Source organism: Desulfobacula sp., from assembly GCF_030145145.1.
GTDB lineage: Bacteria > Desulfobacterota > Desulfobacteria > Desulfobacterales > Desulfobacteraceae > Desulfobacula.
In genome coordinates this window covers 73,414-89,044 of the sequence record NZ_JAQYWD010000013.1, presented here as the reverse complement: position 1 = coordinate 89,044, position 15,631 = coordinate 73,414, and the positions used below count along the sequence as shown (strand labels likewise).

Annotated in this window: 9 protein-coding genes; 5 read left to right on the top strand and 4 right to left on the bottom strand. The window is 45.2% G+C overall.

The window, feature by feature from the left end:
* Window positions 1-28: 28 nt before the first annotated feature.
* Genes Q1Q15_RS09250 through Q1Q15_RS09240 form a run of 3 tightly spaced genes read right to left on the bottom strand, consistent with a single transcriptional unit; the run spans window position 29 to window position 4,678 of the window.
* Window positions 29-2,176, bottom strand: a complete 2,148-nt coding sequence (locus Q1Q15_RS09250; protein WP_300458794.1) for a hydantoinase/oxoprolinase family protein — start codon at window positions 2,174-2,176, stop codon at window positions 29-31.
* On the bottom strand, window positions 2,148-2,507 hold the full coding sequence (locus tag Q1Q15_RS09245) for an acetone carboxylase subunit gamma (RefSeq protein ID WP_300458792.1): 360 nt from the start codon (window positions 2,505-2,507) through the stop codon (window positions 2,148-2,150). The genes Q1Q15_RS09250 and Q1Q15_RS09245 overlap by 29 nt, the downstream gene beginning before the upstream one ends.
* 26 nt (window positions 2,508-2,533) lie before the next feature.
* Window positions 2,534-4,678, bottom strand: a complete 2,145-nt coding sequence (locus Q1Q15_RS09240; RefSeq protein ID WP_363320918.1) for a hydantoinase/oxoprolinase family protein — start codon at window positions 4,676-4,678, stop codon at window positions 2,534-2,536.
* A gap of 408 nt (window positions 4,679-5,086) precedes the next feature.
* On the opposite strand from Q1Q15_RS09240, the gene Q1Q15_RS09235 reads away from it, so the two are divergent.
* The 5 genes from Q1Q15_RS09235 to Q1Q15_RS09215 all read left to right on the top strand — a co-directional run bounded on the left by Q1Q15_RS09235 (window position 5,087) and on the right by Q1Q15_RS09215 (window position 13,000).
* Window positions 5,087-5,737 (top strand): TetR/AcrR family transcriptional regulator, encoded by a 651-nt coding sequence (locus Q1Q15_RS09235; RefSeq protein ID WP_300458789.1) that lies wholly within the window; start codon window positions 5,087-5,089, stop codon window positions 5,735-5,737.
* A 110-nt stretch (window positions 5,738-5,847) separates the two neighbouring features.
* Complete coding sequence (icmF, locus tag Q1Q15_RS09230; RefSeq protein WP_300458786.1) at window positions 5,848-9,123, top strand: fused isobutyryl-CoA mutase/GTPase IcmF; 3,276 nt, start codon at window positions 5,848-5,850, stop codon at window positions 9,121-9,123.
* 176 nt (window positions 9,124-9,299) lie between these two features.
* On the top strand, window positions 9,300-10,475 hold the full coding sequence (locus Q1Q15_RS09225; RefSeq protein WP_300458785.1) for an acetyl-CoA C-acetyltransferase: 1,176 nt from the start codon (window positions 9,300-9,302) through the stop codon (window positions 10,473-10,475).
* A 72-nt stretch (window positions 10,476-10,547) separates the two neighbouring features.
* Window positions 10,548-11,399 carry a 3-hydroxybutyryl-CoA dehydrogenase gene (locus Q1Q15_RS09220; RefSeq protein ID WP_300458782.1) on the top strand — a complete coding sequence of 284 codons (852 nt, stop codon included), beginning with the start codon at window positions 10,548-10,550 and terminating at the stop codon, window positions 11,397-11,399.
* Window positions 11,400-11,800: 401 nt separating this feature from the next.
* Entirely contained in the window at window positions 11,801-13,000 is a 1,200-nt protein-coding gene (locus Q1Q15_RS09215) for a Xaa-Pro peptidase family protein (protein WP_300458780.1), read from the top strand.
* Here Q1Q15_RS09215 and Q1Q15_RS09210 read toward each other — a convergent pair.
* The gene (locus tag Q1Q15_RS09210) at window positions 12,995-15,280 is read right to left on the bottom strand and encodes a tetratricopeptide repeat protein (RefSeq protein WP_300458777.1); all 2,286 of its coding nucleotides are present in this window, start codon (window positions 15,278-15,280) and stop codon (window positions 12,995-12,997) included. The two genes, Q1Q15_RS09215 and Q1Q15_RS09210, sit on opposite strands and share 6 nt — an antisense overlap.
* Window positions 15,281-15,631: the final 351 nt, after the last annotated feature.

The window sequence follows — 15,631 nt, the reverse complement described above, 5'->3', positions numbered from 1 at the left end:
TAGTCGTTCATGAATAAGAAACCGCTTTTTATTCTAATCTCTCCAGGTGATTATTCATATATAGATCAATCGTAAAGGTAAACCCCAGGGGTAAGACGATGGTCATATCTCTGGCTTCGATCACCGCCGGGCCATCAATAATGTTTCCGCATTCAAGGGCATGATAATCATAAATCGCCGTCTGTTTATATCCCCCATATTCGTCCCAGTGCACGTTTCTCAGTCCCTTTTTTGCGTGGGACAAAGGGGTAGATCGAATCCGTTTGTATTTGGGGAAATATGCATTTTTAAGAGGACAAACTGCCTGTAAAATGAGGGTTTCGATACTGATGCCGCCTCCCTGAAGAATGCCTGCCTGACCGAAAATCTTGCTGTATTCTGAAGTGAACACCTCCAATAATTTTTCCACATCTTTGTCGTCTTGAAAAAATAGAATAGGAGACCGAACCCTTTTCAGGTGCAATTGTTTCGTGTATTTCATATCAAGTTCCAAATAAAACTGAAGATCTTGTGGTTTGAATCTTTGGCCGAGCACATAATGCTTTGCTTTTTCAATCATTTTCTTGACCGCTTGATTGAACATCCGGATATCTAAGGACGTCCCTTTTTCCCCGGGATGACTAACAATAAATTTTCTTGAAAATTCATCGATATGGAGAATGTCCATTAATGAGGCGGAAAAAGCATTAAAAAATGGGGAAAAGGGGAAAATAATGATATGGGAAATCTGGTATGTTTTTACAATTCCACAACAATGTGTGGGACCGGCACCCCCATAACTAAACAAGGTGAAATTCCTCGGATCAAGTCCCTGGCAATGGGTTTCTTTGAACATGACATTCCCCATATTCCCGTCTACCAGATTTTTTATATTTATTGCGGCTTCTTCAACATCAATTCCCAGGGGATGTGCAATTTTTTCATAAATTGCCTGTTCAGCAAGATCTCGTTCCAGTTGAAATTGACCGCCATGAAAAAAAGCGGGATTAATATATCCCAGGACCACGTCCGCATCTGTTACGGTGGGTTCCACGCCTCCTTGATTGTAACATGCAGGTCCCGGCATGGAACCGGCGCTTTCCGGACCTATCTCAAGTTTTTTCCCCAAAAATTGACTGATGCGTGCGATGGATCCTCCACCAGCACCGATGGATTTACTTTCAATCAAAGTGGAATTCACGGTCCATTGATCAATTAACGGTTTTTCCCAATATAGTTGTGATTTTCCATTGGAAATGATGCCGATATCAAAACTGGTGCCACCCATATCAGCGACAATGACATTCTCAAGAGAATAGTGTCTGGCAATCTCCAAACTGCCTATAATACCGGCAACAGAACCTCCCTTAAATGTCTCAAGAGCAGTTGTTCCCCGAATTTCTGCCACACCTCCTGAACCATGAACAATATAAATTTCCCCTTTGTATCCTTGTTTGTGGAGTTTATTCCGTATGCTGCTTAAATTTTCTGCCAGAGAGGGGCGCAAGTAGGCATTAAGGATAGCTGTCAAGCTCCTTTTATATTCTCCTTTTAAAGGCTGGACTTCATGGGAGAGCACGACCGGCAGATATCCGATACTGCTTTCCGGATATTCCTCTTCAATAATTTCTCTGGTTCGTAATTCATGGAATGGGTTTTTGTGTGCCCATAACAGGGTAACCACAATACCCTGGACTCCTTTATCAACCAGTTGATGTAACTTTTCTCGAAGATCTTCCTCCTGCAAGGGTCGCAACAGTTCCCCCCTGTAATCGACTCTTTCTTTAATTCCCACAATGTTTTCCCTGGAAATTAACGGCTGGGGTTTGGTGACTTCTGCTAAATTTCTGGCGTCTCTCTTACTGATGCCATCCGCCCATTGGGCCCCTTTACCGATCAGGACAGAATCTTCAAACCCTTCTGTTGTTATCAATCCCAATTCCGGACCGGTTCTCTCCAACAATTTATTTCGGGCGATAGTTGTGGAATACCGGATGATGTCAGTTTTTGAAAGGAGATGTTCTATTTTTAGTCTCAACTGGTTGGCGGCTATCTTCAGAACCCGCATGAATCCGACTGAAAAATCAAACGTAGTGGGTGTCTTTGCGGTTGCGGTATTCCCCTCAAAGTGGACAAAACAATCAATAAAGGTTCCCCCAATATCAATTTCAATCGAGTTTATTGGTTTTGTTTCCATCAGCTTTGCCCAAATGTATCTGCTTAAGGTGTTCGATATCCAATTCAATATCATATGTGATGGGATGACCGGGAGGAAGAAACTCGTTCTCAATCATCGTGCCGCAACCGGGACAATAAAACTCAACGATCCTTATCCATGAAGGATCCGGAGCGAAATTGATCGGACCTTCAATTACAGGCGCGTATATTTCTCTTGGGTCGCGGTCTTGAATGAGGCACCCCTTTTTATAATTATCTCTGGCTGAATAAAGTTCTTTTCCGCACCGCGAACAGCACCAGAGCTCTTTTTTTAAGTCGATATCCAGATATTCCGTCACTTTAACTCGCATTTTCCCCTTTTTTAATTTTTTTTTATTCAGGTTCTTTTTGTTTCTGGCGGTATTAGCCCATCGGATTTTGGAAAAATTCTGCCCGATAGTTTTTTATCTATCCTTACACACATATCAGATGGAACAATAATGGTGGTATCTCGGCTTTCAATAATACAAGGCCCCTCATAATCATGCAAATGGCTAAGTTTATGCCATTCGTAAACGATAGAGGACACTTTTTTCCCCTTCCCCTCATAAACAAACCGTTTTCCTTTTGCCAGGGAGTGTTCAGACGGAAATTGTTCTGGAAGATTGTTCCACGCCAAATGTCGCGTACGTCCAGTAGCAATTAAGTGCAAACCGGCAACACTCAGATGTCCTGTGTTCCTTTTTGATGTTTTTTTGTGAATCTCTTTACCTGCCAGTTCGACAAGATCCACCCAATTATGACCCCAGATAAATGAAGAATATAAGGGAATCCTGATGACAATCATCGAATTGATGACTTTTATATCAAGCTCGGTATGAAACTTTACTTCTTCCGGTTCAAATCCCTCGGCATTCATATCGGTCACCGCTTTTCGCTGAAGCAAAACAAGAATTGAATTTATTTTTGAACAAATTTTATTAATTCCCGCAGTATCAGCAGAAAAGGGGAAATTGATTCGTTTATGATAAAGATGTTGAACATCCATTAGGCTGGAACCAAAAGCCCCTGAAACAGGTGCCCGCCTGAAAAAACGAACATCTGTTATCCTCAGATATTTTGCAATGTCAGCACCGATACAACCGCCACCGCCACCTAAAGGAAACAGAGAGATCTCCGGTATATCCCAATTTGTTGAGGCGATGATTTTACTGATTGCCTTTCCCACTGACTGGACGGCCGTTTCTTTGACCATGAAAGCTGCTTCCTCGACAGGAATACCTAATGGTTGTGCCAGCGTCCGGTTGAAGACTTCCGCAGCAACCTTTCGATGGATCCGTTTTTGTCCTCCTAAAAAATAAGTTCCATCGAAGTATCCAAGGAGCAGATAAGCATCTGTTAAAGTAGGCTCTCTACCGCCCAAAGCATAACATGCCGGGCCCGGGAAGGCACCGGTGCTTTGTGGCCCCAAACAAATCTCACCCTTTTCTCCAATTGTTACTATGGAACCACCTCCAATCCCCAACGTTTTGTTCACATAAAAAGAAAGATCAAAAGGGAATCCACTAAATTCAGCAGGGAGTTTTCTTTCAATTCTGCCATTTTTCAACTGACCGATTTCAGTACTGGTGCCACCGATATCAATGGAAATCAAATTCGTAATATTTTCTTTTTTGGCAATTTCAGAGACTCCGAATATTCCCGCCGAAGCACCGGAGTTGATCGTTTGAACCGGATAGGTTTTTGAAATGCGGGTTGTTCCGCCATTTGAATTGACAATCAAGAGCGGACGTCGATATCCTTCCTTTCTCAGATACGCTTTGATTTTCATCAAATGACACGAGAGTCCCTGATGACAATAGGCGTTCAATAGCGAGGAATGAAGGCGGCTGATAAAATTGATGTTGCTGCTGACCTGATGTCCCAAATGTAATGGAACAAAACCGATGGTGTGTTCCCGATTATATTTTTGAATTAGTTTCTTTATGCTCTGCTCCATCTCAACAGAGAGGGTATCTTCTCCCAGACAAACAACAACAGCTGCGGCTCCCCACTCAACCAATCGAAGAAAATTTTGACGGATCTTCTCTTCCACTGCTGGGTCTATATGCTGACCATCAAACGGTTTTTTGATTTCTGTTACATCTATCTCCTTAAGATTATAATCATCCTCAGCCGGAGATAGGGTTTTTCTCATCATCAGGTGTTTTTTTAACCTGGTTTTCCACCCTTTTGGTAAGAGCATCCCACACTTTGTTCCCGTTCGTTCAACAATGATGTTAGTAGATAAACTCGTAGATAGACGAAGGATTGACGTATGGTGCAAAAAACTGGAGATATCTGATAACGCTATTTTTTTTGAGGCGTGATTTAAGGAATTCTTGACACAGATGCTAAAATCGTGGGGTGTTGTCTCGATCTTGAAATGTTCAACCCTGTTTTGCCATGACAGGATCGTATCGGTAAAGGTACTTCCGATATCAATATCAACTATATATCCACCATAGCCGGGCTGAATAAAATCGTCGGTGTTTGTCTTCATTACCATAAATAGCGATATCTCAAATATTGTTAACCCATAAACCAAAAACAAGCAGGGTATGGGAGTAGCGATTAAAGTTCATGCAGCAAAGATCCGACACAAATGATCTATCGAAACAGTCAATGGAAGTCAAGCAGGTTGTCTTTTCCTTTCAAAAGGGCTGGTTAAGATTTCCCACAAAACAATATCATGAACGTCAACGGATCATTGAGACGGCTATCTTCTATAGAAGTATATTTTGAGGATGTCCATGTCAAATTTATTCTGATTCAATTTTAAAAACATACTTGGGATCTCTCTGGATAATCCCTTGACAAGAAAGACAATAAATGTAAAAAAAATATATGACTGAGCGCTCGTTCAAGCATCATCATTGAACCTGTTTTTTTAAGGGAAAGGAGTGATCATTTGGGAAGACTGAATAAACTCAAGTCTCCAACACCTGACGGCGAAGTTCCGACACAAATAAAGAACCCTGAGCTGGTTCGTGAAAAACGGCGCCAGATTATCGATTCCACGGTAAAACTTTTTATTGAACATGGATATCATAAAACCACGACCCGGATGATTGCAAAGGCAGCCAATTTTTCCATTGGTTCTTTGTACGAATATGTCAGTTCCAAAGAAGATCTCCTGTATCTGGTCTGTAAAACCATTCATGAAGAGGTCCGGGATGCGGTGGAAAAGGCCCTGTCAAATACGGATAAGGGAAAGGAACGGCTTGCCCGGGTCATTCGTCAATATTTTTATGTGTGCGATCGCATGGGAGACCATATTCTGCTCATGTATCAGGTAACCCAGTTTTTACCGGAAAAATGGAAAGTACGGGTTCTGGTCAATGAGTTGAATATCACCGATATTTTTATTGATGCGCTGTCGTCAATGTCAGGGAAGACCCCCTTTCCTGAACTGGACGATAAACTATTGAATCTTGTGGGTCACAACATATCCGTTCTGGGTCAGATGTGGGCGTTTCGGCGCTGGCACATGCAGCGCAATTTTAGCATTGAGGAATATATTAAGCTTCAAACCAATTTTATCCTTGGGTTGATATTTTAACAAATATAAGATTTCTTATTTATTTTTTTAACGGTTTATGCCACTTAAATCATGGCAGATAAACTTTGTTTAGTTTGATCAAACTCCAGAACGTCTGACAAGGAGGAATGATGAGCACGGAAACCCAAATCTATAAACCCAGATATTCCGTTAAGGTGGTGACGGCGACATCGCTTTTTGATGGTCATGATGCGGCCATCAATATCATGAGAAGAATTTTACAGGATTCCGGTGCGGAAGTGATTCACATCGGTCATAACCGGTCTGCAAAAGAGGTGGTGGACGCGGCCATAGAAGAAGATGTACAGGGGATTGCCGTATCCAGTTACCAGGGCGGACATGTTGAATATTTTAAGTATATCAAAGATCTTTTAGACGAAAGAGGTGCATCCCATATTAAGATTTTCGGCGGTGGCGGCGGTGTGATCATTCCCGCGGAAATGGATGAACTGCATGCCTATGGGATAACCCGGATCTATTCTCCTGAAGATGGCTCAAAAATGGGACTTCAGGGGATGATCAATGATATGATGCAATCCATGGATGCCCCTTCGGTGGATTATGAGCATCTGGCGGTTGAGGATCTGACCGTAGAGAATAAATATGTGACGGCAAATTTTATTACTGCCGTTCAGGAAGCCAAGGCCGGCCAACGGGATATGTTTAAAAAAATTATGGCCGGCATTTCCAAACGGGCAGAAAAACGGGATGTTCCTGTTATCGGATTAACCGGTACCGGTGGTGCGGGCAAGTCATCTTTGACAGATGAATTGATTATCAGAATTCTCCATGATTTTAAAGATATTCATATTGCCGTTATTTCCTGTGATCCGTCCAGAAAAAAAACAGGTGGTGCCCTTTTAGGGGACAGGATCAGGATGAATTCCATTGAAACCGGGCGCGTGTATATGCGGTCTCTGGCCACAAGACGGTCCCAGACAGAGCTTCCCGATGTTCTGCCCGATGCTATCTGTGTGGTCAAGGCGGCGGGGTATGACATGATTCTGGTGGAAACGGCCGGTATTGGTCAGGGAGATTCCCGGGTGGTGGACCTGGTGGATCTGTCCGTCTATGTCATGACCGCAGAATTCGGCGCTCCTTCCCAGCTGGAAAAGATCGATATGCTGGATTATGCAGATATGGTTGTGGTGAACAAGTATGAGAAAAAAGGCAGTGAAGATGCTGTGCGGGATGTGCGAAAACAGGTCCAGAGAAATCGTAAAGCCTGGGAAACAGATCCAAAAACGTTGCCCGTATACGGCACCATTGCATCCAAATTTAATGATGACGGGGTTACCGCATTTTATCACGGGCTTCTGGATTTGATTTTTGAAAAGAAAAATATTCAATATGATTCCCGTCTTCCCCGGACGGATAAAAAAGAATCTTCTTCGAAAACCATTATTATTCCGGGGGCAAGAACGCGGTACCTGGCTGAAATTGCCGACGCCGTAAGACACTACAACAAAACAACCATGGACCAGGCAGATGCCCTACGAAACCGGTGGCATTTGATTGAGGCATCTAACAGTTTAGTGGACGAGGGACTTGATCCATTGTCCCAGGTCCTGGAACAATTAAAGGAAGCGGTTGTCCAGGCCCAGGCCCTGGTAGAACCGGAGACCGATGGCATTATCAATGACTTTAATTCCTTAAAGGGTCGGTATGAGCAGGAAGAGCTGGTGTATTATGTCCGGGACAAAGAATTCCGGTTGCCCCTTTACACCCAGTCCCTGTCCCATTCGAAAATTCCGAAAATCTCCCTGCCCCGGTTCAAAGATCCGGGAGAAGTATATACCTGGATGCGAAACGAAAATGTTGCGGGACATTTTCCTTACACAGCCGGGGTGTTTCCCCTGAAACGGGCGGATGAAGATCCCACCCGGATGTTTGCCGGAGAAGGCGGTCCTGAAGATACCAACCGGCGGTTCAAACTATTGTCCGGCAGTTATCCGGCCAAGCGGTTGTCCACTGCTTTTGATTCGGTAACCCTTTACGGATTTGATCCGGATACGCGGCCGGATATTTACGGCAAAATCGGTACTTCCGGGGTGAGCATCTGTACCCTGGATGATGTAAAGGTCCTGTACAGCGGGTTTGACCTGTGTGCGCCCAATACATCGGTGTCCATGACCATCAATGGCCCGGCCCCCATGATGTTGGCCAAGTTCATGAATACGGCCATGGCCCAGCAGATGGATAAGTTTAAAGAACAACACCATCGGGAACCGTCGGACGATGAAGCCGAAGCCATTCGGCAGTTTGCCCTGTCCAATGTAAGGGGAACGGTTCAGGCCGATATTTTAAAAGAGGACCAGGGACAGAATACCTGTATTTTTTCCATTGAATTTGCCTTGAAAATGATGGGGGATATCCAGCAGTATTTTATTGATCATAAGGTCCAGAATTTTTATTCCGTTTCCATATCCGGATACCATATTGCCGAGGCCGGGGCAAATCCCATCACCCAATTGGCATTGACCCTGGCCAACGGGTTCACCTATGTGGAGTATTATCTTTCCCGGGGAATGGATATCGATAGCTTTGCGCCCTCCCTCTCATTTTTCTTTTCCAATGGCATGGATCCGGAATATACGGTGATCGGCAGGGTGGCCAGACGGATCTGGGCTGTGGCCATGAAATATAAATATGGGGGAAATGAAAAATCCCAGCGATTGAAATATCATATTCAGACCTCGGGCAGATCCCTGCACAGCCAGGATATCCAGTTCAATGATATCCGTACCACGCTCCAGGGGCTGTGTGCCGTTTATGACAATTGTAACAGCCTTCACACCAATGCGTTTGATGAAGCCATTACCACACCATCGGCAGAATCGGTGAGACGCGCCCTGGCCATCCAGTTGATTGTCAACCGGGAGTGGGGGTTGACCCAGAATGAAAATCCGCTCCAGGGCAGCTTTATCGTGGATGAGCTCACCGATCTTGTGGAAGAGGCTGTTCTCATTGAATTTGAAAGAATTACGGAAAGAGGCGGTGTGCTGGGGGCCATGGAAACCGGATACCAGAGAGGTAAGATCCAGGAAGAATCCATGTATTATGAGTACCTTAAGCATTCCGGCGGGCTTCCCATTGTGGGGGTGAATACATTTGAAGATCCAGATGCGGATTACGCGGAAATGGCAAATCATCTGGAGCTTTCACGGTCAACAGATGGTCAGAAACAGGCTCAGCTGGACCGGTTGAAAGCGTTTAAAGAACGACATCAGGATGAAGCCGGTCAGGCCATTGAGGATCTGAAACAGGCGGCATTGAACGGTGAAAACATGTTTGAACGCTTGATGGAGACGGTCCAGGTCTGCAGCCTGGGGACCATTACCCAGGCGTTGTATGAGGTAGGGGGAAAATACAGAAGAAATATGTAGTGTTTGAACGGAAACTTACCCATCTGATGCGTTGCTGCAAAATTGTGAAATCCTCATGTACTATAGTACACTCCGGTTTCAAAATTTTTTGCGCCTTGCATATGGGCAACTTTCCGCCCAAACAAGGCGTTTCCGGTTCGGCATTATGTAAAAAAAAAACGAGGAGAATTTTAAATATGAATACAGCAGTTATCGTCAGTGCCACACGAACCCCTCTGGGAAGTTTTGGCGGAACATTAAAAGCCATTGGGGCCACGGACCTGGGAGCCCTGGTGATCGAAGAGGCCATTGCCCGGGCGGGTATTGATAAACGTGATGTTAACGAGTGTATCATGGGCATGGTGCTGCCCTGTGGGTATGGCCAGAATCCGGGAAAGATTGCTGCGGTAAAAGCGGGTCTTCCCTGGGACGTTGAGTCCATTACAGTGAATAAAGTGTGCGGGTCGTCATTGAAAGCCGTGATGCTGGCGGCCCAGGCCATCCAGTGTGGTGATGCCGAGGTGGTGGTGGCCGGGGGCATGGAAAATATGAGCATGGCCCCTTATTATATGGATAAAGCCCGGTGGGGCCATCGCATGGGACCCGGCAGAATCGAAGATCATATGGTCCATGACGGGTTGTGGGATGTGATCAATGATTTTCACATGGGCATGTCCAATGAATTGTGTTGTGAAAAATGGGCCGTCTCCAGACAAGCCCAGGATGCATTTGCAGCGCAGTCGTATGAACGGGCAATGACATCCATTGCCCGGGGCCGGTTTGCGGATGAAATCGTGCCGGTCAAGATCCCCCAGAGAAAAGGAGATCCCCTTATCTTTGATACGGATGAATGCCCCAAAGAAACCAGTTACCAGGCCCTTTCAACCATGAAACCAGCCTTTAAAAAAGACGGGAAGGGCACCGCTGGAAATGCCTCCATCATCAGTGACGGGGCTTCAGCGCTTGTGGTCATGAGCGAAAAAAAAGCCAGGGAACTGGGCTGCGGGATTATGGCCACCGTGGGTTCCCAGGCATCCTATGGCATTGATATGAAACATGTTTTGATGGCCCCGATTTATGCCATTCCCAAGGTTTTGAAAAAAGAGGGGGTGTCCATTTCAGATATCGATTTGTTTGAAATTAATGAAGCCTTTTCCGGCAGCTCTACAGGGATTAACCGCGTGCTGGAACTTGACCCTGAGCGCGTAAACGTCAATGGCGGCAGCGTTGCCCTGGGGCATCCCATCGGTGCTTCCGGTGCCAGGGTGTTGACCACCTTACTCTATGAAATGATAAAGCGGGATGTGCATTGCGGCCTTGCCTCTCTTTGCCTGGGGGGTGGAGAAGCTGTTGCGCTTGTGGTCAACAGGTGATATGACAAATCATTGTCAAACAAAGGACAATGAATCAAACGATTGGGAAAGACGCATACTTAAGGAGGAAAAATGCAAGTAAAGACATTTGGTGTTATTGGGTCCGGTCAAATGGGCAACGGGATTGCACAGGTTGCCGCCGCCAGCGGCCTTGACGTTGTAATGAGTGATATTAAACCAGAATTTTGTGAAAATGGTATTGCCACCATCACAAAAAATCTTGACCGAATGGTCAAAAAAGAAAAAATTTCCGAGGCTGACAAGGCGGCCATCCTTGGCAGGATAACGACTACCACTGATTTGAAAGACATGGCATCCGTGGATTTTGTTGTTGAGGCCGCTGTGGAAAGAGAAGATCTGAAATTTAAAATTTTTGAAGACCTGGATAAGATCTGCCCCCCCCAGGTCATTCTGGCCACGAACACCTCTTCCATTCCCATCGGCCGTATTGCGGCCAGAACCTCCCGTCCGGACAAGGTGATCGGGATGCATTTCATGAATCCGGTTCCTGTGATGAAACTGGTGGAGGTTATTAAAGGGCTTGCCACTTCTGCTGAGACCTTTGATACCACCTGGAAATTGTGTGAAGACTTTGGAAAAACCCCTGCTGAAGCCAATGATTTCCCCGGGTTTATTGCCAATAGGATATTACTGCCCATGATCAATGAGGCGGTTTTCTGTCTGTATCAGAGTGTGGGAAAACCAGAAGATATTGATACGGTGATGCGGCTGGGGGCCAACCATCCCATGGGACCCCTTGCGCTGGCAGACCTGATTGGCCTGGACACCTGTCTGGCCATCATGGAGACATTGTATGAAGGATTTAAAGATTCCAAATACAGGCCCTGCCCGCTGTTAAGAAAATATGTGGAAGCTGGCTGGCTGGGTAGGAAAACGGGTAAAGGCTTTTATGATTACAGTTAATTAGTGTTTGAACGAAAACTCACCCATCTGCTGCGTTGCTGCAAAATATTGCCAAGTTATATAGGATTGGGCCTCATGTACTATAGTACACTCCGGTTTCTATATTCTTTGCGCCTTGCATATGGGCAATTTTTCGTCCAAGCACGGTGTTTACGGTCAGGCATAATCAGGCTGTTTACTTCCTTGAAGAGAAGCTATGGCATGGCAAAGCATCACTGCCGTGTCATGGCTTTTTTTTATTCTATCAACTTTCGGCCTTTAGCTTTAATGGAAGGGGTCAGGCTTTTTTTATGGTGTTTTTTATCACTATTCCATGACCAGAGGGAAAAAGTGCCATAAAGAAAGCCTGACCCCATGTAAAAATGTTGAGTTATTTTAATAAAAAAATCATGGTGAAACCGATGAATCAGTTTGATAAAACCTTGCCTGAAGCGGAGCAGAAAACAAGAATTGTCGGGTTACAGGCAAGACTTGAAACAAACAATGTGGACGGGGTCCTGATTTTACAAAAAGCCGACATGTTTTATTATGCCGGCACCACCCAGCAGGGATGGCTGTATATCCCGGCTCAAGGCGAACCGGTGTTGATGATTTTCAAGGATTATCAACGGGCCATGGAAGAATCCGGCCTGGCACAGGTTGTTTCCCTTGTCAGCCCCAAAGACATTCCCCAGACCCTTGGGGCATACGGACATTTGATGCCCCGCCATCTGGGTCTTGAACTGGATGTATTGACTGTCAACCTGTACCTGCTGTTTAAAAAAATATTTTCCGGATCAACTCTCATGGATATCTCACCCCAGATCCGGCTGCAGCGGGCCGTAAAATCAGATTATGAAATCGACTTGATGCGCAAGGCATCCCATATGGCAGATAAAGTGGCTGCCAAGGTGCCGGATATAATCAGGGAAGGCATGACGGAAATTGAATTTGCCGGATTGCTGGAAGCATATGCCAGAAGCCTTGGACATCAAGGCCTGATCCGGATGCGCATGTGGGACAATGATCTGTTCTACGGCCATATCATGGCCGGGCCGGGAGCTGCGGTCCCCAGTTGTTTTGCCTCACCCACCGGCGGCAGAGGGGTGAACCCCAGTATTGCCCAGGGGCCCGGGTTTACTACCATTAAAAGAAATGAACCGGTAATGGTGGATTATGTCTTTGTTTTGAATGGGTATATCAGTGACCACACCCGAATTTTTTCCCTGGGGAAGTTGCCCGGGGATCTGTTGAGCGCCCACAACGCCATGCTGGAAATCCAGGAGATGGTGAAACAGCACGCTACCCCGGGAACGGTTACCGGGGATATCTATGACCGGATGATGTCCATGGCGGAAGCCAAAGGCTACAAAGACAATTTCATGGGGGCAGGGGAACGACGGATCCGGTTCACCGGTCATGGTATCGGCCTTGAACTGGATGAATTCCCCTTTATTGCCCAGGGTCAGAAACTGGCCCTGGAAAACGGTATGATCATGGCACTGGAACCCAAAACGGTCATACCGGGAAAAGGCGTTGTGGGGATAGAAAATTCATTGCTGGTCACAGACAATGGTCTTGAATCCCTCACAACCTTCAGCGATGAGATCACCATCCTATAACTGGGTTAATACCTTTTTTGCCTCATCTGCGCCATTAAAATCCGTTTGCAGTTCCAGGGCTTTTTTTAAGGCGGTTTCCGCTTTGACATATTGCCCCAGGCGGTTGAAGGCAAGACCCAGATGGTAATGGAAAATGGGGTTGTCCGGCTCTTTGTCCACACAGGTCTCAAATTCCGCTACCGCACTGTCATACAGTTCTTTCTTGTAATAGACCCAGCCCAGTGTATCCATAATCGCCGGCAGTTTTCCAAACCGCTCTTTCGCCTGCCGGGCCAGGTCCAGGGCTTTGTTCAATTCCTTGTTCTGCTCGGCATAGAGGAACGCAAGGTTATTCACGGCAGGGATGTAATCCGGGTTGATTTCCAGGGCTTTTTTATAGTGATCTTCGGCCAGATCAAATTTTTGTTGTTTTTCGTACAGGGTTCCAACCATGCTGTGGGCTGACGGTTGATCCGGTCGTTTGTCGATGAGCGCTGTGTAAAGGGCAATGGCATCATCTGTCTTATTTTCGCTGTTAAGAATTTTGGCCAGGGTAAGATAAGGGGTAATATAGGCTGGATTTTTTTCAATGGATTGTTTTAATACGTCCTTTCCCTGGTCAATTTTCCCGCTGGCCAGCAGGATATTGCCTTTAAGGTTGAGAATAATTGAGCTGATGACTGGGGAGGTATTGATTTTTTTTAAATGGGTATCACATATGTCTAATGCGGTCGTATAGCGTTTTTCCGATGCATACACCGCTATCAGGTTTGTGAAGACATCCATGAGATGGGGATTTAATGCCAGGGCAGTATTAAAATTTTTCAGGGCTGCCGGCGTGTCTCGTTCCAGGCGATTGACAATTCCCAACCGGAAATAAGCGGAGGGGTTATTGGGGTCCAAATCGATCATGTCTTCAAATATGGTTTTCGCCATCACAGCATTGTTATCGGCCATCAGAATATTGCCCAGCAGAATATTGGCATTGTAATGCTTGGGTAACGCTTTCAACACTTTTTTTACATTGTCCTCGGCCAGATAAAGATCTCCCTGGCGATAATACATGTCTGCCATCATCAACCTTGCCTGGTAAAGATTGGGGTTTTTTTCCAAGGCTTTTGACAGAAAGGGTTTGGCCTGTGTGAAATCATTTTTCTCAAAAAAGGTGGAGCCCAATAGAAAGTTAAACAGGGTGGATTCGGGTTCTTCCTTGACAAGCGACTGAAAGATCACAATGGCGCCGTCATAGTCCTTTGCTGCGGCAAGCAGTTTCCCCTTGAGCAGTTTTGACGGTAGATAGTCCGGTCGCTGGGCCAGAATTTCATCCACCAGGGTTTCTGCTTTTACCATCTGTTTATTGGAAAACTGAAAATCTGCGTAGGCGTTTTTGACGGCAAAGTTTTCGGGTTCTATTTCCAGGGCCTTTTGAATATACTTTTCAGCTGTCTGGGTTTTTTTCTGGCTGTTCAATAATTTGGCCAGCAGCATGTAAGAATTCAGATTTTTTGGATCAACCGCTATGGCTTTTAAAAATAAGGTTTCCGCTTTGTCCAGTTTTTGTTGGCCCACATAAAAATTACTGATCAGGATAAGGGGTTCGGCATCATCCGGTTTTTTAGAAATAAGGTCTTTCAGCACCGATTCAGCCGCCTCAAATTGCCTTTTGGCCAGGTAAAAACCAAATAATGCCTTGTCATAATTTATATTTTCCGGTTCAATGGCAACCGCCTGTTTAAGGTGCTGCTCTGTTTTATCAAAATCCTTTTGGGCGCCGTATAATCTTGCCAATACAAGATGGGCCTTTGCCTGGCGGGAATCAATATCCAGTATGCTTAAATAAATCGCTTCAATTTTATCCCAGTTTTCTTGTTTATCACTCAATATCCCGGCTTTCAGGTAAAGGGCCGGTATGTTTTCCGGTTCTTTGTCCAGTACCGCTTTAACCCTACGTTCGGCTTCTGGTCTTTTTTTCCCCAGCAGATAAAAGGACGCGACCTGGAGTTTGTGTTCCGGATTTTCAGGGTCAATCTGTTCCAACCTTAAAAAGGCTTTAAATGCCGCCTGGGCATCTCCGAGTTTTAGATGGGTTCTGGCCAGCAGTTCATAGGCCTTGACAGACGTATTGTCTAATTGTATGGCGTTTTTAATCTGAATAATGGATTTCTGATATTCTGCAGTGTCAAAATATGCCTGGGCTTCCGACAGAAAGGTATCAATTTTTTCCTTGTCAGAGGTACATCCGAAAATTAAAATGCAGGCGATCAGTATCGTAAAACTATAATGAAAATGATGTCGATTCATGGTTACTCTCCAGAAAATATAAAAGAATGTATACTTCTTTATCATCAGAACCCATTATTTATCAATGGCCTTTTGACTTTTTTTATTTAACTCAACTTTCGGACGTTAGCTTTAATCGACGGGGTCAGGCTTTTTTTATTGTACTTTTTTATCACTATTTCATAACCAGACGGTTAAAAAGTGCCATAAGGAAAGCCTGACCCCATGTAAAAATGGCCAACCCCGAAAGTTGAGTTAAATAAGAAAACGCATCTGTCGAATTCCTCCCAGGGGGAAATCTGACAGATGCGTTAAATTTTCACGAAATAAAGGGCTTTTGGTGGTTGTTGTTTCCAAGTTCTTTATGTCATC